Origin of the sequence: Psychrobacter sp. M13 (assembly GCF_030718935.1) — a bacterium.
GTDB lineage: Bacteria > Pseudomonadota > Gammaproteobacteria > Pseudomonadales > Moraxellaceae > Psychrobacter > Psychrobacter immobilis_G.
Map to the genome: position 1 here is coordinate 1,600,317 of NZ_CP132194.1, position 19,635 is coordinate 1,619,951.

The 19,635-nt window shown below is 43.7% G+C and carries 14 protein-coding genes; 11 read left to right on the top strand and 3 right to left on the bottom strand.

What is annotated here, in order from left to right:
* The first annotated feature begins 20 nt into the window (after positions 1 to 20).
* The 5 genes from Q9G97_RS06750 to Q9G97_RS06770 all read left to right on the top strand — a co-directional run bounded on the left by Q9G97_RS06750 (position 21) and on the right by Q9G97_RS06770 (position 7,247).
* Complete coding sequence (locus Q9G97_RS06750) at positions 21 to 1,307, top strand: NRAMP family divalent metal transporter (protein ID WP_371747861.1); 1,287 nt, start codon at positions 21 to 23, stop codon at positions 1,305 to 1,307.
* Between the two features lie 468 nt (positions 1,308 to 1,775).
* Complete coding sequence (gene prpB, locus Q9G97_RS06755) at positions 1,776 to 2,669, top strand: methylisocitrate lyase (RefSeq protein ID WP_305898168.1); 894 nt, start codon at positions 1,776 to 1,778, stop codon at positions 2,667 to 2,669.
* A 77-nt stretch (positions 2,670 to 2,746) separates the two neighbouring features.
* Positions 2,747 to 3,874 (top strand): 2-methylcitrate synthase, encoded by a 1,128-nt coding sequence (gene prpC, locus Q9G97_RS06760; protein WP_305898169.1) that lies wholly within the window; start codon positions 2,747 to 2,749, stop codon positions 3,872 to 3,874.
* Between the two features lie 243 nt (positions 3,875 to 4,117).
* Positions 4,118 to 6,751: a Fe/S-dependent 2-methylisocitrate dehydratase AcnD gene (gene acnD / locus Q9G97_RS06765; RefSeq protein ID WP_305900293.1), complete on the top strand. Its 2,634-nt coding sequence runs from the start codon at positions 4,118 to 4,120 to the stop codon at positions 6,749 to 6,751.
* A 250-nt stretch (positions 6,752 to 7,001) separates the two neighbouring features.
* Positions 7,002 to 7,247: a type II toxin-antitoxin system Phd/YefM family antitoxin gene (locus tag Q9G97_RS06770; protein WP_305898170.1), complete on the top strand. Its 246-nt coding sequence runs from the start codon at positions 7,002 to 7,004 to the stop codon at positions 7,245 to 7,247.
* A gap of 3 nt (positions 7,248 to 7,250) precedes the next feature.
* On the opposite strand, the gene Q9G97_RS06775 is transcribed toward Q9G97_RS06770, so the two are convergent.
* Complete coding sequence (locus Q9G97_RS06775) at positions 7,251 to 7,436, bottom strand: hypothetical protein (RefSeq protein WP_305900348.1); 186 nt, start codon at positions 7,434 to 7,436, stop codon at positions 7,251 to 7,253.
* A gap of 55 nt (positions 7,437 to 7,491) precedes the next feature.
* On the opposite strand from Q9G97_RS06775, the gene prpF reads away from it, so the two are divergent.
* The 4 genes from prpF to Q9G97_RS06795 all read left to right on the top strand — a co-directional run bounded on the left by prpF (position 7,492) and on the right by Q9G97_RS06795 (position 13,324).
* Positions 7,492 to 8,733 carry a 2-methylaconitate cis-trans isomerase PrpF gene (prpF, locus tag Q9G97_RS06780; protein WP_305898171.1) on the top strand — a complete coding sequence of 414 codons (1,242 nt, stop codon included), beginning with the start codon at positions 7,492 to 7,494 and terminating at the stop codon, positions 8,731 to 8,733.
* A gap of 264 nt (positions 8,734 to 8,997) precedes the next feature.
* Complete coding sequence (locus tag Q9G97_RS06785) at positions 8,998 to 10,869, top strand: ABC transporter ATP-binding protein (RefSeq protein WP_305898172.1); 1,872 nt, start codon at positions 8,998 to 9,000, stop codon at positions 10,867 to 10,869.
* A 104-nt stretch (positions 10,870 to 10,973) separates the two neighbouring features.
* Complete coding sequence (locus Q9G97_RS06790; protein WP_305898173.1) at positions 10,974 to 11,591, top strand: GNAT family N-acetyltransferase; 618 nt, start codon at positions 10,974 to 10,976, stop codon at positions 11,589 to 11,591.
* 218 nt (positions 11,592 to 11,809) lie between these two features.
* Positions 11,810 to 13,324: a bifunctional 2-methylcitrate dehydratase/aconitate hydratase gene (locus Q9G97_RS06795; RefSeq protein ID WP_305898174.1), complete on the top strand. Its 1,515-nt coding sequence runs from the start codon at positions 11,810 to 11,812 to the stop codon at positions 13,322 to 13,324.
* Between the two features lie 99 nt (positions 13,325 to 13,423).
* Here Q9G97_RS06795 and Q9G97_RS06800 read toward each other — a convergent pair whose 3' ends face one another.
* Both Q9G97_RS06800 and Q9G97_RS06805 read right to left on the bottom strand, forming a co-directional pair.
* Positions 13,424 to 14,179, bottom strand: coding sequence for an SDR family oxidoreductase (locus Q9G97_RS06800; RefSeq protein WP_305898175.1), 756 nt, complete (start codon positions 14,177 to 14,179; stop codon positions 13,424 to 13,426).
* Positions 14,180 to 14,352: 173 nt separating this feature from the next.
* A complete protein-coding gene (locus Q9G97_RS06805; RefSeq protein ID WP_201573420.1) occupies positions 14,353 to 15,834 on the bottom strand; it encodes a nucleobase:cation symporter-2 family protein in 1,482 nt (493 codons plus the stop codon).
* Between the two features lie 645 nt (positions 15,835 to 16,479).
* Here Q9G97_RS06805 and Q9G97_RS06810 point away from each other — a divergent pair.
* A complete protein-coding gene (locus tag Q9G97_RS06810; RefSeq protein WP_305898176.1) occupies positions 16,480 to 17,838 on the top strand; it encodes a DUF2868 domain-containing protein in 1,359 nt (452 codons plus the stop codon).
* 104 nt (positions 17,839 to 17,942) lie between these two features.
* Positions 17,943 to 19,631: a GTPase/DUF3482 domain-containing protein gene (locus Q9G97_RS06815; protein WP_305898177.1), complete on the top strand. Its 1,689-nt coding sequence runs from the start codon at positions 17,943 to 17,945 to the stop codon at positions 19,629 to 19,631.
* Positions 19,632 to 19,635 lie beyond the last annotated feature (4 nt).

A 19,635-nucleotide genomic window follows, 5' to 3' on the forward strand; every position in this document is an offset into this window, starting at 1 on the left:
ACCTTTACATTGAGGTACTCATGACCACACAACGAATCAACACTACAGATAGCAGTAACCAAACTGCTAACGCTACGCAAGAAGGCTTTAGCTGGCGTATCTTTGGGCCTGGCATCTTAATGGCGACGGCCGCTATTGGTGGCTCACACCTGATTTCATCGACCCAAGCAGGTGCTATCTATGGCTGGCAGCTGGCTATTATGATTATTTTAGCCAATGTCTTTAAGTACCCGTTTTTTCGTTTTGGTACAGACTATGTCTACGATACTGGTGAGAGCCTGATCGCAGGTTATGCCAAACGCTCAAAAGCTTATCTTTGGATATACTTTCTGCTGTCTATTTTATCAGCAGTCATCAGCACAGGCGCAGTATCTCTGATTGCTGCGGTGATATTGGGCTTTATGCTGCCCGCCTCTATAGGCTTATCCACTATTCCACTAGCATTGATAGTCACCGCAGTATGTTGGGTGTTCTTAATAGCAGGTCATTACAAATTGCTCGATGGATTGACCAAGTGGATTATGATCGCTCTCACCACAGCGACCTTAGCAGCAGTCATCATCGCTGCTGGCAAGCCGACGGTAGTCACCGCTGATTTTATAGCGACTTCTCCTTGGAATTTGGCAACTTTAGGCTTTATCGTCGCGCTTATGGGCTGGATGCCAGCACCGCTTGAGTTTGCCGCTATTACCTCAATGTGGACGTCAGCTAAGCGCAAAACGGACAATACCACTAAGCGCCAAGGCTTATTAGATTTTAATGTCGGCTATTCAATCTCTGCTATTTTGGCATTATTCTTCTTGGCATTAGGAGTATTCGTACAATACGGCTCTGGTCAAGAGATTCAGATTGCAGGCGGCGCATACATCGATCAGCTAATTAGTATGTATACCAATACCATTGGCGAATGGTCTAGACTGCTAGTCGCCTTTGTTGCCTTTATGTGTATGTTCGGTACTACGATTACTTGCGCTGATGGTTACGGTCGCGCCAATGCTGAATGCTGGCGGTTGATCAAAGGGGATAGTGAAATTAATAAAAAGCAAGTCGCCTTTTGGACCACTTATGCGATCGGTGGCGGATTGATTATTATCAGCTTTTTTGCAGGACAGTTAGGCTCTATGCTGAAATTTGCCATGATATCCGCTTTTGTCTCCGCGCCTATCTTTGGTTGGCTTAATTACTCACTAGTACGCAAGCATCAGAAGCTATCCGTAGCTATGAATGCCCTCTCCATTGCAGGGTTGCTATTTTTGGGTGGCTTTGCCCTATTGTTCTTAGCCAATCTTGCTGGCGTATTTGCTTAAAATTGCTATCGAAATACGCTTAGCGAAAACCTTTTCTATATATCAAAATAAGAACAAGCCTTCATAACCTTGATTATGAGGGCTTTTTTATACCTTATTATTATGTAAAAGACACTAAAAGAGTTAACTAGCCAATTTCAGATACACCAATTTGTAACTAAATATGTCAAAAACTATCTAAGATTCTAATTTAGTTTTATTAATATGAATAATAGACTCAGTAAATTAAGACAATATAGATAGCAGTATTCATAAATAAGATAGTTGTAGTATTATTAATTAGTTATTTTAATTTATATTGATTAAAGCTTTTAAGTTTATCTTTAAAAGTTGGCTCATTACCTATATTCTAAAGCTATACAAGCGTCAGAGATAGAGCCAAAGATAGAAAGATAAATAGTGCTGATAAACGGTACCGACGCTTAGACCTTTTTTATTATTATCTTAAAATCATATAGGGATTATAGAATGACTTCATCTTCAGCAGGCGCACGCTTTCGCAGTGCCATGCAACAACAGAACGCTAATAACGCACCACTGCAAATCGTTGGTACAATCAATGCTTATACGGCAATGATGGCGACTCAAGCGGGTCATCAGGCTATCTATCTATCTGGTGCTGGTGTGGCAAATGCCTCTTTTGGCTTACCTGATTTGGGCATGACAAGCCTCGATAATGTATTAGAAGACGCACGCCGTATTACTGATGCGGTAGATACGCCATTACTAGTCGATATCGATACAGGTTTTGGTGGTGCATTTAACATCGCCCAAACCGTGCGTAAAATGGAAAAAGCAGGCGTGGCAGCGGTACATATCGAAGACCAAGTCGCTCAAAAGCGCTGTGGTCACCGCCCTAATAAAGAAATCGTCAGCATTACTGAAATGGTTGATCGTCTAAAAGCGGCTATGGATGCCAAAACCGATCCAGATTTTGTCGTTATGGCGCGCACCGATGCCTTATCAGTCGAAGGCTTAGATGCCGCGGTTGAGCGCGCGGTTGCATTCCAAGAAGCTGGTGCGGATATGATCTTTGCTGAGGCCTTGACCGATATCGAGATGTATCGCAAGTTTACCGACGTATTGGATATTCCAGTACTGGCTAATATGACTGAGTTTGGTCAGACTGATCTTTATACTACTGAGCAGCTGCATAGCGTTGGTGTTGATATGGTGCTTTACCCGCTGTCAGCGTTTCGTGCGATGAATAAAGCCGCATTCAATGTTTATCAGCATATTTTGGCTGACGGTACTCAAGAAAACGTCGTCGATACTATGCAAACCCGTATGGAGCTGTATGACTTCTTGAACTATCATGAATTTGAGCAGACTTTGGACAAATTATTTGCTGATAAAAAGTAAAGCCTTACCCTTAAAACTGTAGTATTAAAACTGTAACACCCCAAAAGCCACCAAAAGCCACCAAAAAGGAATGTATCATGGCAGCACAAAAGGAACTATCAGGCGCAGGACTACGCGGACAAGTTGCAGGCAAGACCGCTCTATCTACCGTTGGCAAATCAGGCTCAGGTCTGACTTATCGCGGTTATGATGTTTCGGACTTGGCAGACAAATGCATCTTTGAAGAAGTGGCCTACTTGCTACTTTATGGCAACTTGCCTACTCAAAGCGAATTGGACGCTTATCAAGCTAAGCTCAAAACTTTGCGCGGTCTACCGCAAGCGCTCAAAGACGTGCTTGAGCGTATTCCTGCTAGCGCCCATCCAATGGACGTATTGCGCACGGGTTGCTCTATGCTCGGTAACCTTGAGACTGAAATGGACTTCTCTGAGGAGAACGATCAGACCGATCGTATGCTAGCGGTTTTCCCATCGATCATTAATTACTGGTATCGCTTTAGCCATGACAATGTGCGTATCGAGACCGAGACTGATGATGACACTATCGGCGGGCATTTCCTGCATCTGCTTAAAGGCGAGAAGCCAAACGAGCTACATACCAAGGTCATGAACGTCTCACTTATCTTGTACGCTGAGCATGAGTTTAACGCTTCAACCTTTACCGCTCGCGTTTGTGCCTCTACCTTATCTGATATTCATTCATGCATCACAGGCGCAATTGGTTCATTACGTGGTCACTTGCATGGCGGCGCAAACGAAGCAGCTATGGATATGATTCAAGACTTCAAATCAGCTGATGAAGCTGAAGAAGAGATGATGGCAATGCTGGCGCGTAAAGATAAAATTATGGGCTTTGGTCATGCCATCTATAGCGAGTCTGATCCGCGTAACGTCATTATCAAGAAATGGGCTGAAAAACTAGCTGACGATGTTGGTGACACGGTGCTATACCCTGTATCGGTACGCTGTGAAGAAGTCATGTGGCGCGAGAAAAAACTGTTCTGTAATGCAGACTTCTTCCATGCCTCAACCTACAACTTTATGGGTATTCCAACCAAGCTATTCACACCTATCTTTGTCTGTTCACGCTTAACAGGTTGGGCCGCTCACGTGTTTGAGCAGCGTGCGAATAATCGTATCATTCGCCCAAGTGCGGAATATATCGGTGAAGAGCCAAGAGACGTGCCTGATATTAGTGCGCGTTAAGTTTTGAGTTGATTAAGTAAAGTTGAGTTGTAGGGTGTGCCGTGCGCACCAATTGTTAAATATCTTTTTCGATGGTGCGCTGGGCGCACCCTACAACTCCTCTCTTATTTTCATATAGTTTTTTTAGCAAAGTTTGATTTAATCGATAACAACTTTACTAAAAGAATTACCCTTTCTTATATAAACCCATTCCAATCAGCTAACTGCCAAAGGTGACTTATGGACAATGCTCTAGTACAACCGATGAATGACCAATTTAAAAAGCCCCTACCTGATACTGAGCTGTATTATTTTGACACTCGTGAAGCCGTTGAAAATATTCAAGCGGGCGCGTATGACAAGCTCCCGTTCTGCTCAAAAGTGCTGTGCGAAAACTTAGTACGCCGTTGCCCACCAGAGGATTTAACCGCGGCTCTTAAACAGCATATCGAAGGTAAGCAAGACTTGGATTTTCCCTGGTACCCTGCGCGCGTGGTATGTCATGATATCTTAGGTCAGACCGCCTTTGTCGATTTGGCTGGTCTACGTGATGCTATCGCTGAACAAGGTGGTGATCCGTCTAAAGTAAATCCTATAGTACCTACTCAGTTAATTGTTGATCACTCCTTAGCCGTCGAACATGCAGGCTTTGAAGAAAACGCCTTCGAGAAAAACCGCGCGATTGAAGAGCGCCGTAACGATGACCGTTTTCACTTTATCAACTGGTGCGAGTATGCCTTTGATAACGTTAACGTCGTACCGCCTGGTAACGGCATCATGCATCAAATCAACCTTGAAAAAATGTCACCCGTCGTGCAAGTGGTGCAAAATAAAGCGGGCGAGCAAGTGGCTTTTGCTGATACCTTAGTCGGCACCGACAGCCATACGCCTATGGTTGATGCGCTTGGCGTTATCTCTATCGGTGTTGGCGGCTTAGAGGCTGAAAGCGTTATGCTAGGCAATCCCTCTTACATGCGCCTGCCTGATTACGTTGGGGTGAAATTAACCGGTAAATTACAAAAAGGCATTACGGGTACGGATTTAGTCCTCGCGATGACTGAGTTCTTACGCGATGCTGGCGTGGTATCGACTTATATTGAATTCTTCGGTGAAGGCGCACGTAACCTAACTGTTGGTGACCGCGCTTCTATCTCTAATATGACCCCTGAATATGGTGCAACCGCTGCGATGTTCTATATCGATGAGCAAACCATCGATTACTTGCGTCTAACGGGTCGTAGTGAGCCACAGATTAAATTAGTCGAGCAGTATGCCAAGCAAGTTGGCCTATGGGCTGATGGCATGGAAAAAGCCGAATACGCGCGTGTTTTAGAGTTTGATTTATCTGCTGTGGTTCGTAATTTAGCTGGCCCATCGCGTCCACATGCGAGGGTTTCAACGACGGATTTAGTCGCAAAAGGTATCGCCCACGCGCCTGAGAACAAATTACCCGAGCCAAAAGACGGTATGATGCCAGATGGCGCGGTAATTATCGCTGCTATCACTAGCTGTACTAACACTTCAAATCCACGCAATATGGTGGCTGCAGGTCTAGTCGCTCGTAATGCTAACGCTAAGGGTCTACTGCGTAAGCCTTGGGTGAAGTCATCACTCGCGCCTGGCTCTAAAACGGTTAAGATGTACTTAGAAGAAGCAGGACTAATGCCAGAGCTACAAGAGATTGGCTTTGATGTGGTTGGTTTTGCTTGCACCACTTGTAACGGTATGAGCGGCGCGCTCGACCCTGATATCGAAAAAGAAATCATTGATAATGACCTATTTACCACGGCGGTATTATCAGGTAACCGTAACTTTGATGGGCGTATTCATCCGTATGCCAAGCAAGCATTTTTAGCATCACCACCATTAGTTATCGCTTATGCTATCGCCGGTAATATTCGCTTTGATATTGAAAAGGATTCGCTCGGCCAAGACCAAGATGGCAATGACGTTTATCTAAAAGATATCTGGTTCGACGATGAAGAAGTTGATGCTATCGTTGCGGCAGCGGTGAAGCCTGAACAGTTCAATGCCGTCTATATCCCGATGTTCGATGAGGCCAAAAAGGATACGGGTAAAGCATTGAGTCCTCTTTATAACTGGCGCGAGCAAACCACTTATATCCGTCGTCCGCCCTATTGGGAAGGCGCGATGGCTGCGATGAATAAGCTGACAGGCATGCGTCCATTGGCGGTGCTCGGTGATAATATTACTACTGATCATATGTCACCATCGAACGCTATCTTAGGCGAATCGGCTGCTGGCGAGTATCTCGATACTATGGGATTGCCTGCGGAAGACTATAACTCATACGCTACCCATCGCGGCGATCACCTGACTGCTCAGCGCGCCACTTTTGCTAATCCAAAATTGCTTAATGAGATGGTACGTGACGAGAAAGGTGCAGTTATCCAAGGCTCGCTGGCTCGTGTTGAGCCCGAAGGCGAAGTCATGCGTATGTGGGAAGCGATTGAAACCTACATGAACCGCGATCAACCTCTTATCATTATTGCAGGTGATGGTTATGGTCAAGGCTCAAGCCGTGACTGGGCTGCCAAAGGGGTTCGTTTAGCGGGTGTTGAAGTGGTCGTTGCTGAGGACTTTGAACGTATCCATCGTCAAAACTTAGTCGGTATGGGCGCACTGCCCTTACAGTTCGAAAAAGGCGTTAATCGTAATACCTTAAATATCGATGGTACCGAAGTATTTGATGTGACAGGTAGCGTTTCTGCTGGCGGGTTCATGACCTTAGTTATTAACCGTACTGATGGTAGCAAAACGGAAGTTCCGATTATCTGCCGCCTAGACACTGCTGATGAAGTCAAAATGTATAACGCTGGTGGTATGCTACAGAGATTTGCTAAAGAGTTTATCGATGGGACGTTAGATATGGCTTAGTTTTTTAGCATTCTAATCTGATAAATACAAAGGAGCCGATGTTGTATAGTTTATATGGCATCGGTTTTTTTATATCGGATAGAGGTTTTATTATTTGGCGTAGACTGAGCTGAAGTAGGCGTAGGGTGCCCTCCAGCGCACCGATAATGGCGCTATCATTAATCATCAGTGCATAAAATGCACCCTACAAAAGCTAAATACTCTTGATAGCATATTTTGGGTTTCATACGATTACTTTGAGATAAATAATATGAAAACTATCAGTTTTACAAAGGCCAATAATGATCTGCAAGCAGTTTTAGATACTATAGGTGCTAGTGATGACGTTATCACTGTCAAACGTTCTAATGCAGACGATACTGTGATTATGTCGCTTCAAAATTATAACAGTTTGATGGAAACGCTTTATTTGCTAAAGTCGCCTACTAACGCTGCTCATCTAGCTAAGTCGATTGCACAATACGAAAACGGTGAGATGGATTCTAAAAGTAAATAGCATTCACCCAAACTCATAAGGCTCAACTTTACCAGCATCAACTTCTGCCTGAGCAATTAATAACTGATGTACAAACTCGTAAGATAAATCAGGATTGTCTTGCATGATCCGCTTAATTTTTTCCGAACTTTCCTTGTGCTCTTTATTTACTGTCATAACCTTCTCTATTTTTAGATAATCTATATTCATTCATATTACCAATAAAACCATAGCTAAGTTATAAAAATACAAAAGGACTCTCACAATGACCCACTCGAAAACAAAATTCGCCCCACAAATCTCAGTCCCTGCTACCTACATGCGTGGTGGTACTTCAAAAGGCACATTCTTTAAACTATCTGATTTACCTGAGCGTTGCCAAGTCGCTGGCAAGTCACGTGATAACTTTCTGTTACGTGTGATCGGCAGTCCTGATCCTTACGGCAAGCAAATCGACGGCTTAGGTAATGGTAGCTCTAGCACTTCAAAGACAGTGATTTTATCGCCAACAGACAAAGTAGATCACGATGTCAACTATCTATTTGGGCAAGTCAATATTGCAAAGCCGATGATAGATTGGGCGGGTAACTGTGGCAACTTAACCGCTGCGGTTGGCGCTTGTGCGATTAATATGGGTTTAGTTGCTGCTGAAAAAGTTGCTAATAGCATTGATAAAGACGCGAACAGCGGTATTTGTGAAGTGCGCATTTGGCAAGAGAATATCGGTAAAACTATTATCGCGCATGTGCCCGCGTATCAAGATGACAACGGTAAGGTGCAAGTGCAAGAAACAGGTGACTTTGAACTCGATGGCGTCACCTTCCCTGCCGCTGAAGTGAAGATTGAATTTATTGATCCAGTGGATTCATCGAGCGACATGTTCCCAACCAACAACTTAGTCGATGATTTTGATGTCTCAGGTTGTGGTCTTAAAACTGAGAGCGTCAAAGCGACTTTTATTAGCGCAGGTATTCCGACTATCTTTATCAAAGCAGAAGATTTAGGGTTTACGGGTACTGAGCTACAGGGCGATATCAATAGTAATGAGGAGTTGCTTGCCACCCTTGAGAAAGTCCGTGCGCGTGGCGGTGTAGCAATGGGTCTGTTTAGAGATGAGTCTGATGCCCAAACCAGTCAACACATGCCAAAACTAGCATGGGTGGCTCCAGCACAAAGCTATAACGCATCAAGTGGTAAAGCCGTTAACGCTGATGATATCGATTTAGTTGTACGCGCTATGAGCATGGGACAATTGCATCACGCGATGATGGGTACTGCTGCTGTGGCGATTGCTGCTGCCGCAACCACTCAAGGTACACTCGTGAACGAGGCGGCGGGCGGCGGTAGCTTAAACGAAGTGCGCTTTGGTCATCCGTCTGGTACGCTATTAGTAGGCGGTGCGACCGAACAAGTCGATGGTCGCTGGCAAGCCAAAAAAGTGTCAATGAGCCGCTCAGCTCGCCGTATTATGGTCGGCGAAGTGTTTGTACCAGCGGATGTTTTTTAGAACTTATATTAGTGCTAAAAAGTTATATTAACATTACTCATTGAAATGAAAGTAAGCGTAAGGTGCGCCTCGCGCACCAATATTAGGCAATGCCTGACAATCGGTGCGATGGAGAGCACCTTACCTATACTCGTATTCCCTATATTTTTGAGAAAAACTAAAGGATAATAGTATGATCGAAAGAGCTAAAAATATAACAATCTGATTGTTTAATTTTTAAGCTACTCTCTATTTTTCAATTAACATTAAGACCAAAACTGCAATATGCCAAAACCCAAGCTATCTAAGCCGCCACGCGTCCTAGATGATAATCCCTTTGTTAAAACTGCGCCGATAAAAAAGACTGAACGGCGCGCGCTGCTGTGGAATATTCTAAAAAAGCTGGCGGTCTTTGCTGCTCCCTATAAAAACTTGATTGTCTTGACCCTTATCTTGACGGTGCTAGGCTCTTTTACCGCGCAGGTCAATGCTTTTGTATTGCGCTATGCTGTCGATACCTTGACCGAAATCGCTACGCTTGCAGAGCCGTGGGAAGCTGGTTTGCGGATGCTGGGTATTATCAGTGCTGTGTTATTGACCAAAGAGATACTATCGATATTTATCTCTTTTGGGCAACGTTTTTACGGTGAAAAGATTCGTATTAATCTATCGCGTGATCTATCGCAAAGGATTATTGAGCGGATATTGACCTATCGTATGGCTTTTTATACTAGCTCTGAGAATGATAGTGGTAAATTGCAAACGCGTATTGATTATGGCGTAAGTAGCTTGACTAGCCTCGTGCAAAACTTCTTTATCGATATGCTGCCACTATTTGCCAGCGCTATTGTTTCCTTGATTATTATGTTTTCGACAAACTTTTGGATCGGTTTGGTTGGTCTTATCATGGTACCGATCTACTTCTTTATCAGTCAAAAACAAGCTAGGCGTCTGCAAGGGTTTCGCCGTGAGATGCGCGGCTTTCGCGAGGCCAAGAGTGGTTTGGTCATCTCGTTAATTAATTCTATCAGCGTCGTCAAATCCTTTGTACGTGAGTCTATTGAAGCTGAAAAGCATTTGAAAATTCAGCGTGAAATGACCGATAATCAGCTACGTATTCGTAGTATTGGCTTTATTTATGATGCGGTTAAGACCTTTATTGAGCAGATCGGTATCGTGGTTATTATTCTGCTGACTGCCTATTTTGTGTTAAAGGGCGAGATGACTATCGGCATGGTGTTATTTCATGTCTTGCTTTTCCAAAACGTCGCTGCCCCTATTCGTCAATTGCATCGTATTTATGATCAGATCAATAACGCCTTAACCTATGCCGAAGGGTTTTTTGAGATATTAGATGATGACGCGCAAGTTGAAAATATAGAGGGCATCAGTAGCGATTATCTAAAAGGTCATATCGAGCTGAAAAATGTAGATTTTACTTATCCTAATGGTACAAAAGCACTAGAAGACGTCAGTTTTACCATTAAGCCTAATCGTATTACCGCCTTAGTTGGTCTATCAGGTGCTGGTAAAAGCACCATTATCAGCTTATTAGTCAAATTCTATCAGCCAGATTCAGGTACGATATGTCTAGATGGTCATGACCTGCAAGACTGTGATACGCATGAATTACGCCAGCGCATCGGCTTAGTGTTACAAAGCAATCATATCTTCTCAGGCACTATTAGCGAAAATATCCGCTACGGTGATATCAATGCGACTGAGGAAGACATCATTATCGCCGCCAAAAAAGCCTCTATTCACGAGCAGATTACTCAATTACCAAAAGGTTATGAGAGTACGGCAAAATCGCTGTCAGGTGGTCAGCAGCAGCGTATCGCACTGGCAAGGATGTTCCTAAAGGATCCACCGATTGTATTCTTGGATGAGCCAACCGCCAGCCTTGACGCTATAGCCAGTCAACAAGTCAAAAAGAGCTTAGATCTGATTAAAAAAGATCGGACAGTAATCATGGTCTCGCACAATATCGCTCAGATCATTGATGCGGATGATTTAGTAGTGATAGAGCATGGCCGTGTGGTTGAGACAGGTACGCATGAAGCGCTATATGCTAGACGTGGTAAATACTATGAAATCTTTAGCGCGATGTCAGATAGCTTAAATTTAGATAAGATTAGTCAGACTATTAACGGTTAATACTTTTAAAAAAGTGAAAAAGTGCTGATATTCCTAAATATCGTTATAATGGTCCACTTTACCGTCATTGATCCCCCTATTCCATTGCTAGAAGTGTCTGAATTATGAGCACCCAATTTTCTATAAAAACCTTTGATGAGCTGACCTCAATCGACATCTATCACATCTTAAAAGCGCGCTCGCAAGTATTCGTCGTTGAGCAAAACTGCGCGTATCAAGATATGGATGAGGTCGATTTTGATTGTCTGCATCTAGTCGCTCATAGTAACGAAGCGCTGGTCGGCTACTGTCGCATTCTCCCGCCCGATATCAATACCATGCGCTCCAATCTGTCTGTAGCCGATGGCTCAGTCAGTGGCCCTATAATGCCAGCGATTGGTCGCGTGCTAGTATTACAGCAGTACAGAGGACAAGGGCTGGCACGTCAAATCATGATGCAAGCTATCGCCTATTGTCATAAAAAGTACGGTAAGAAAAATCCTATTATCATCTCCGCCCAGACTTATCTCATAAACTTTTATCAATCCTTAGGCTTCGTTCCTGAAGGTGAATACTACCAGATGGATGGTATCGAACACGTTAAGATGATCTTGGGTGTTGCCAAAAAGGTAAAGGTCAAAAAAGAGCCATTAGGATCATCAGGCGTAGCTACTACATTAAATATCTTATTATTGATATTAGGTATAGCCTTTATTGCAGGGTTAATCTACTTGATGACTTGAAATTTGTGATTGCACTTCATTTGTTAATCTAAGAATCTATTCATTAGACCGATACTTAAGACCCGTACTTAAAAAGATAATCATTATAAAACCTGCCTAAAGCCATAAGCGTTTTACACTACTCTACTGATGTTTGACTTTGATTATGCTACTTTTAATTATGTTATTGTTAATAAGGTAGTTTTAACCATTTTACGCTTAAGGATGAGGAGATTACGATGTCAAATACCCAAAGCGTGACCGTAGAGAGCAATGTACGTCCAGAGTACGATGTTGAGATTCAAAAGATTGCCGATTATGTGCTCAATTATTCTATCGATGATGCAGATAACAGTGCTGATGCTTGGAATACGGCTCGTTATTGCCTGATGGATACTATTGGCTGTGGCCTATTGGCGCTGCGTTTCCCTGAATGCACCAAGCATTTAGGCCCTAACTGCGTCGATCAAATCACCCCAAATGGTGCGCGGGTACCAGGTACTTCTTATAGGCTGGATCCCGTAAAGGCTGCCTTTGATATCGGCTGTATCGTGCGCTGGCTGGATTATAATGATACTTGGCTGGCAGCAGAATGGGGTCATCCCTCAGACAATCTCGGTGGTATCTTGGCAGTAGCAGATTTTATTAGTCAAAGTAATATTAGCAAAGGCCATTCGCCACTAATCATGCGCGATGTGCTAGAGGCCATGATTATGGCGCATGAGATTCAAGGCGTCTTGGCACTAGAGAACTCCTTTAACCGCGTAGGCTTGGATCATGTGTTTTTGGTAAAACTCGCCTCAACCGCTGTGGTTGCCAAATTATATAAGTTATCGCGCGAACGTATCATGGCAGCGATATCACAAGCACTCGTTGATGGTCAGGCACTGCGTACTTACCGCCATGCGCCTAATGCCGGTAGTCGCAAGTCTTGGGCAGCAGGGGACGCTACCAGTCGCGCAGTACGCTTAGTCGATATCACCTGCCGTGGTGAGATGGGGATACCTGGCGCACTGACAGCGGCGCAATGGGGGTTTTATGATGTGCTATACAGCCATACCAATAAGGATCTAGCGCTCAAGCCCGAATCAGAACGACAATTTACTTTTCAGCGCGAGTTTGGCAGCTATGTGATGGAAAATATCTTATTTAAGCTTAGCTTCCCAGCGGAGTTCCATGCGCAGACCGCTTGTGAGGCGGCTGTTATTCTATATCCTCACGTAGATGATCGACTCGGTGAGATTGACAAAATAATTCTAACCACCCATGAGTCGGCTATCCGTATTATCTCCAAAGAGGGAGAGCTTAATAATCCTGCTGATCGGGATCACTGCTTACAGTACATGGTCGCCGTCGCGCTACTAACGGGCGATTTAATGGCAGAGAATTACGAGGATGATTATCATGAGCAGCATCATCTACTGATAGATTCACTGCGGCGCATGATGGTAGTAATTGAGGATGAGCAGTACTCAAAAGACTATCATGATCCTGATAAACGCTCAATCGCCAATGCGATTCAAGTATTCTTTAAGGATGGTACTAGTACAGACAAAGTCGCTATCGAATATCCCATTGGTCACAAACGCCGCCGTGCTGAGGGCATCCCTGTATTACAGGCAAAGTTTCAATCCAGTTTAGCCACTCGCTTTGTCGAAGGACGTTGTGAAGAGATTATCGCTTTGTGTGATGATCAAACGCTGCTTGAGCAAACACCTGTTAATGAGTTTATGGATATGTTTGTGACCAACTAAATTATTTATGTTTTCTTAATTCATAAAAAAGGGTCTGTTATTAGTAGCAGACCCTTTTCGCTTTTTTGCTTTCAATCAGTTAGCTTTTAAACTTATCTACTACCAAGGTATAGATTCCCCTGCCCAATCGACAAAGCTGCCTGTCTGATCGGCGCTCATACCAGACAGCACTTCTAATAAGCACTCAGCGCTGTAGGCTGGCGAGAATAGATGACCATCTGCGACATTAGACTGAAAAGGCGCGGATAGCTGGGTATTAACGGTACCAGGTTGCATGACCACGATACAGACTTCTTTTAAGGAGCGACCCCATTCTATGCTGAGGTTTTTCATACCCATATTGAGCGCCGCTTTGCTCATCCGATAGCTATACCAGCCGCCAATTTGATTATCACTAATACTGCCTACTCGTGCTGAGATAGTGGCAAATATCGCAGGATGCGCGTTACTGCGCTCGGATTTGGCTAATAATAGCTTGACATGCTTAGCGATAAGCAGCCCTGCTAAAGCATTGACTTGCATATTTTGCATAAAAAAGTCAGTTTCAATTTGACGCAGTGCCTTTTCAGGTTGCGACTGTTCGGTATGTAATAGTCCCACACAATTGACGACCCAATCGATATGATCGCTGTGCTTTTTAATCTCGTCTATGGCTTGCTTGATACTCTCTTCACTACTGACATCCATGGGTAACCAATGCAGATTATCTGCTTCGATGTCTGGTACATTTCGATAGTAAGTTGCAAACACTTTGTTGTCTTTATTACTGATAATCTGCTCGACCATAGCGCGTCCGATACCGCCGATACCACCGATAATGAGGTAGGTTTTTTTAGTTAGCTTTGAAGTTGTCATAATCACTCCTTATCTAGACTTTTTATTAATAGTGACCTTAACCATAGCAAATCTTTATCAATAATGATGTTATTGATAAGTTTTTAAATCTCTTTTTAATCAAATGGTAGTGCATAAAAAAGCCGCCTCTAATAGCGACTTTTATTATTTATTATTCTTGGTTTTTATAAAACCTAGTGAGCTGACTCTTTTGGCGCGATTGGCACTTCGTTATTATCCACATCAAATAGCTTACCTTCGGTAAAGTAATCGCCTTCGGTTAATTCGATGATAACTGTAGGGCGTACAGAGCGCGGCTCAGTACCCGCTGCAAACACCGACTGATTCTCAGAATTACCTACTTTTAGATGGTTAAACAATAAGTTTAGAGCGATTGCCATAATAGCAGTCGAGCTGATACCTGAATGGAAAATAGTAGCGAACCAGTCTGGAAATTGATCATAAAATGCAGGCGCGGCAATCGGTAACATACCAAAGCCGATCGAAGTCGCTACGATGATCAAGTTCATGTTATTGGTATAGCTGACTTGCGCAAGGGTACGAATACCACTAGCAGCCACAGTACCGAATAGTACAATACCTGCGCCGCCAAGGACTGCTGTCGGAACAGTAGCGATAACACGGCCCATAAGCGGCATCAAACCTAGTACGACTAAGATAACACCAGCAGCAGCAACGACAAAACGACTCTTAACGTTGGTGACGGCAACTAGACCGACGTTTTGTGCAAAAGCACTTTGAGTGAATGAACCAAAAAATGGCGCGACGATACTAGAGATCATATCGGCACGTAGACCATCACCTAAGCGTTTTGAGTCAATATCGGTCTCAATAATATCACCTACTGCTAAGATATCCGCTGAGGTTTCAACCAAAATGACTAATACTACAATGAACATGGAGATAATAGCGGCCAGCTCAAAAGTTGGCGCCCCAAAGTGCATCGGTGTTGGGAAGGCAAATATTGGTCCTGTCATGACGTTTGAGAAGTCAACCAAACCGACTGCCCACGCCCCTAAAGTGCCGATAACCATAGCGAGCAGGATGGATAAGCGACTAATAGCCGCGTTGCCAAGCTTACTCATAAGCAGGACTAAAGCTAAGGTGAATGCCGCAAGACCAATGTTAGTCATACTACCAAAATCAGGCGCTTTACTGTTACCACCCATCGCCCAACGCGCAGCTACTGGCATCAAGGTTAGACCAATAGTAGTAATAACCGCACCTGTAACCAGTGGCGGGAAAAACTTAATAATTTTGGAAAACACAGGCGTAATGATAAGCCCCAGTATGGAGGCGGCAATGACCGCACCAAACACGGATGGTAACCCTCCTCCTGCGGTGACAATAGCAACAATAGTGGCTACACTAGCGAAAGACACGCCTTGGACTAATGGCAGCTGACAGCCAAAATATGGCACACCAAGAGTTTGCAGTAGCGTTGCCAAACCACCGATAAATAGTGAGGCGGCAATGAGCAAGCCAATCTCGGCGGGTCCTAAACCTGCCGCTTGTCCGACGATAAGAGGCACAGCGATGATGCCACCGTACATCGTCAGTACGTGTTGAAAGCCATAAGCGACGTTGGCAACCATACCTAGATTTTCATCTTCTGGGCGCTCAAACGTGGGTTGAGAAGTAGGTTTCATATCCATAAGTTAACATGCTCCCTGCGTGTTTGGTGTTTAGTATGTCCTAACTGACACACTATATAAGAGGATAAAAAGTAAGAGGATAAAAAGCGTAAATAATAATAATTGATCCGTATTACAGTGCTAGATAAGTCTTTATAATGAGCAATAGTCAATAACACTCGCCAAAGCACAATGAATTTCATACTCTAAAACGGCTCATTAGCCACTATTAAAGTAAAAAAAGAGCAGTAGCTGCTTCAATTCAGTATGAGGATTAGCTTGTGTTTTGAGGTAGAGAGTCTTAGAGGTTCTTTAGATGTCTATATTTTAGGTAACTATAAAATCGTTATTAGTTAAATACTTTGAGCAATAATATTATAAAGAATAGTAAGTGTTTGTTTTAAATGATTATTTCTACATTCTTACTGTGATACTGACTTAGTTTTTACTAAAATTTGACTGCATATATCTTAGTGCGGTTTTAGCATAACGTTTATTTCAGCTAATCGCTAGTACTTTTTGACCATTTGGTCAGGTTTTATAATTATAATTAATAATTACCTACTGATGTTTGTTCAATCTGTTAAATTCTAATTATTTATTATAAGTTAAAATGTATTATTATCTATTACCACCTAAAAACGACTATTTGGATATCCTTGCCCTATGTTGTCACCTCAAGACCAGCTGACTGAATTGGTACGTACCCTCGAGAGCGAGCAGCATGTTTTTGCTACAGACCCTCTATTAGTCACTGAAAAACTGCACTTAGAAGCAGGCACATCACTGCAAAAATTACATCGGCGTGCCGCTCGTATAGATAATAATGGCGCGTTGGCTAAAGTACTAGGCAAGATAGAGGCTAGACTAAAAGGCATTATGGGTATCATGAGCGTGATTTGGTGCGTGTCTGGATTTGTGGGTTTGTTTACTTTACTGCAAGCTAACGTGGTGAATTTCTTTTATGTATTGGTGTGTCTGCTAGGCTTTCACACTATTATGCTAGTTGGCTGGCTGGTACTCACTTTGATCAACCAGTCTAAACACTCTACTAATTGGTTTGCCAGTTTTGTCAGTCCCAGTTATTTAATTCGCGGTAAAGACGATGTGACTCAAGCGGCAGTTAAGCTTTATGAGCAGCAATTACAACATAGCGGTATGCGCTGGTATTTGGGTCGATTTAGCCACCAGCTGTGGCTGGCGACGTTAACAGGGATGTTATTAGCCATTATCTTTTTATTAATAGTGCGACAGTATAGTTTTAGTTGGGAGTCCACCTTACTCTCAGATCAGGCGCTAATTACTTTGACGCATGTGCTCGGCTGGTTGCCAAGTATGGTCGGCTTCGACGTTCCTAATGATGCCGCTATTATCCAAAGCCGCCTAGTCACTGATGCTTTGCCCTTATCTATTGCTAGACAATGGGCAGGCTTGCTGATCGGTAGTCTACTGGTGTATGGCATCGTCCCAAGAGCGCTAGCGTGGATATTTTGTGCGCTTATGTTCAACCGCAAAAAAATGCGTTTGGATATCAAGCTGCCCTATTATCAAAAGATTATTAACTTTTGGCAGCGTCAAGTGATCGATGCTGATGATTTTGTCGAAGTTGACGCGCCTATTGCACCCAAAGCGATCGTGAGCTCTGCCAACAAGCTAGTTGCCTTACTGGAGTATCCTACTGACATTACTAACTGGTGGCAGGCAGGTTTGATGGATAATAGTGAGTCTGTAGAGGACTTCGGTATTATTGATGATCGCGACGATATGGCGCGTCTGACGACTTACTTAGCGGCGCATCCTGTACAGGTATTGTTGGGCATTCATCAAAAGGCGTTACCTGATCGCGGCACATTACGTAAGATTGATCAGATTGCCGCTCAAGCGCAGGCAGGTCTGATTATTCAGTTATTAGAGGATAAAGATCATATCGCTACTGATTTATCCAATAGCAAATCAGTACGCTATCAGCAGTGGCAAACGGCTTTAGCTGAACGTCAGATAGGTTTGGTCGATACTGCTCGTTGAGCTATATCACAGTACTTAATAACAGTACTTAATAACAGTACTTATTTATAATTTACTTACGATAAACTGATCTTAAACGCGCTCATTCACTATAAGAAACCATTATGACTAACGATAATAATAAGCCTGCGACCACTCAACATAAGGGGCTATTTGCTGATAAAGCCTTAAAAGATGACCCTGCGGACTCAAAGAGCGCAAGTTTGATAGAGAAAAATTTTGAGCATGCTGATATTGACGTGCCTAATTATTCTACTGATCTAACCAAAGATTCTTCACTTAGTTTGCAAAACAGCACTCACAATAAAGCTGCAAATAAAAAGACCATCGCTAGTGGCGAGCCATTAAAGCTAGCAGTGGTCGGTCATACCAATACAGGCAAGACCTCAGTATTACGCACCTTACTGCGTGATGTGTATTTTGGCGAAGTCAAAAACGAAGCGGCGACGACTCGTCATGTGGAACGAGCGCAATTAACGGATAGTCAAACTGGAGAGGCGCTGGTTACTCTCTATGATACGCCAGGACTTGAGGACGCCTCAGGGCTGATGGATTGGCTTGAGGATAATACTGCCAGTCGCCGTGATGGTATTGAGCGCTTGCAGCAGTTTTTGGCAGCAGATATTGCAACGGGTGCTACTAGTGGGCTGCAAGGTATAGACGATTATAGCCAAGAAGCCAAGGTGATCCGTCAGCTGCTGGCAAGTGATATGGCGATATACGTGGTTGATGCTCGTGAGCCTGTACTCGGTAAATATAAAGATGAGCTGGCTATTTTGTCATGGGCAGCGATACCTGTGATGCCCGTCTTCAACTTCACCGACTCTCAAGATGCCAATATCGATGACTGGCAGACGATGCTGGCAAGACGCAATCTGCATATCTCTACCCGCTTTGATTCAGTCGCCTTTGAGTTTGAAGATGAGATGCACTTGTGGCAAAATCTTGCGACCATGCTGACCCATTCTGAGATGCTTGAGCAGCTGATGCAGAGTCGGACTACGGACTGGATGCAGCTCTATGATGAGGCGCATATTATTATCGCTGATTTTTTATTGAACGTCGCCGCCATGAAACGTGAGATTAATGAAGACGACGATCCAATGCCAACGCTCACCCAAATGCAAGAAGCAGTTCGTCAAAGCGAGCGCGCTATGCAGCACCAGTTATTAAATTCCTATAAGTTTTATGATAATGCGGTCGCGGCGACCCCACTTGAATTGCAAGCCTATCAGCAAGATCCTTTCGATCCTGAACTGCTTAAAAGCTATGGTATTCGTACCACCTCTGGCGCGGCCGCTGGTGCATTGCTAGGGTTAGGGATTGATGCGGCAGCTTTGGGTACCACTCTAGGACTTGGTGCTGCTTTGGGTGCTATCGGTGGCGGATTATTATCCAATACTAGTAGTATTGCTGACAAAATCAGCGGCGTAAAGCGTCTATATATAGATCCGCCTACTCTGACCTTGCTCGCAACACGAGCGCTTGATCTATTGACGGCCTTACGCCATCGGGGTCATGCCGCAACGGATGCCACCCAACTGCTTTATAATAATTCTAATAGCGGAGCCGATAACGTTGCTCGCGATAATTTTACTGATGAAGAGCTGGCAGATGCTAATGACGAAAACAACTTAATGACACCATGGCAAACGCACAAATTACCTAGCGAGCTCAAAAAAGCCCGTAGCAAGTCGCAATGGTCATCATTAAATAGTGGTAAAGCTGAGCTGGCGCAAAGTTTACGTACGGATGCGACTTGGTCGCTGGCAAGTAAGCTGCAACGTGACTAGTTTT

Coding starts and splice junctions, on each gene's coding strand:
- prpF (WP_305898171.1), top strand. CDS start 7,492: ATGACCCACTCGAAAACAAAATTCGCCCCACAAATCTCAGTCCCTGCT.
- Q9G97_RS06805 (WP_201573420.1), bottom strand. CDS start 15,834: ATGGATATGAAACCTACTTCTCAACCCACGTTTGAGCGCCCAGAAGAT.
- Q9G97_RS06810 (WP_305898176.1), top strand. CDS start 16,480: ATGTTGTCACCTCAAGACCAGCTGACTGAATTGGTACGTACCCTCGAG.
- acnD (WP_305900293.1), top strand. CDS start 4,118: ATGAATGACCAATTTAAAAAGCCCCTACCTGATACTGAGCTGTATTAT.
- prpC (WP_305898169.1), top strand. CDS start 2,747: ATGGCAGCACAAAAGGAACTATCAGGCGCAGGACTACGCGGACAAGTT.
- Q9G97_RS06750 (WP_371747861.1), top strand. CDS start 21: ATGACCACACAACGAATCAACACTACAGATAGCAGTAACCAAACTGCT.
- Q9G97_RS06800 (WP_305898175.1), bottom strand. CDS start 14,179: ATGACAACTTCAAAGCTAACTAAAAAAACCTACCTCATTATCGGTGGT.
- prpB (WP_305898168.1), top strand. CDS start 1,776: ATGACTTCATCTTCAGCAGGCGCACGCTTTCGCAGTGCCATGCAACAA.
- Q9G97_RS06770 (WP_305898170.1), top strand. CDS start 7,002: ATGAAAACTATCAGTTTTACAAAGGCCAATAATGATCTGCAAGCAGTT.
- Q9G97_RS06815 (WP_305898177.1), top strand. CDS start 17,943: ATGACTAACGATAATAATAAGCCTGCGACCACTCAACATAAGGGGCTA.
- Q9G97_RS06785 (WP_305898172.1), top strand. CDS start 8,998: ATGCCAAAACCCAAGCTATCTAAGCCGCCACGCGTCCTAGATGATAAT.
- Q9G97_RS06790 (WP_305898173.1), top strand. CDS start 10,974: ATGAGCACCCAATTTTCTATAAAAACCTTTGATGAGCTGACCTCAATC.
- Q9G97_RS06775 (WP_305900348.1), bottom strand. CDS start 7,436: ATGAATATAGATTATCTAAAAATAGAGAAGGTTATGACAGTAAATAAA.
- Q9G97_RS06795 (WP_305898174.1), top strand. CDS start 11,810: ATGTCAAATACCCAAAGCGTGACCGTAGAGAGCAATGTACGTCCAGAG.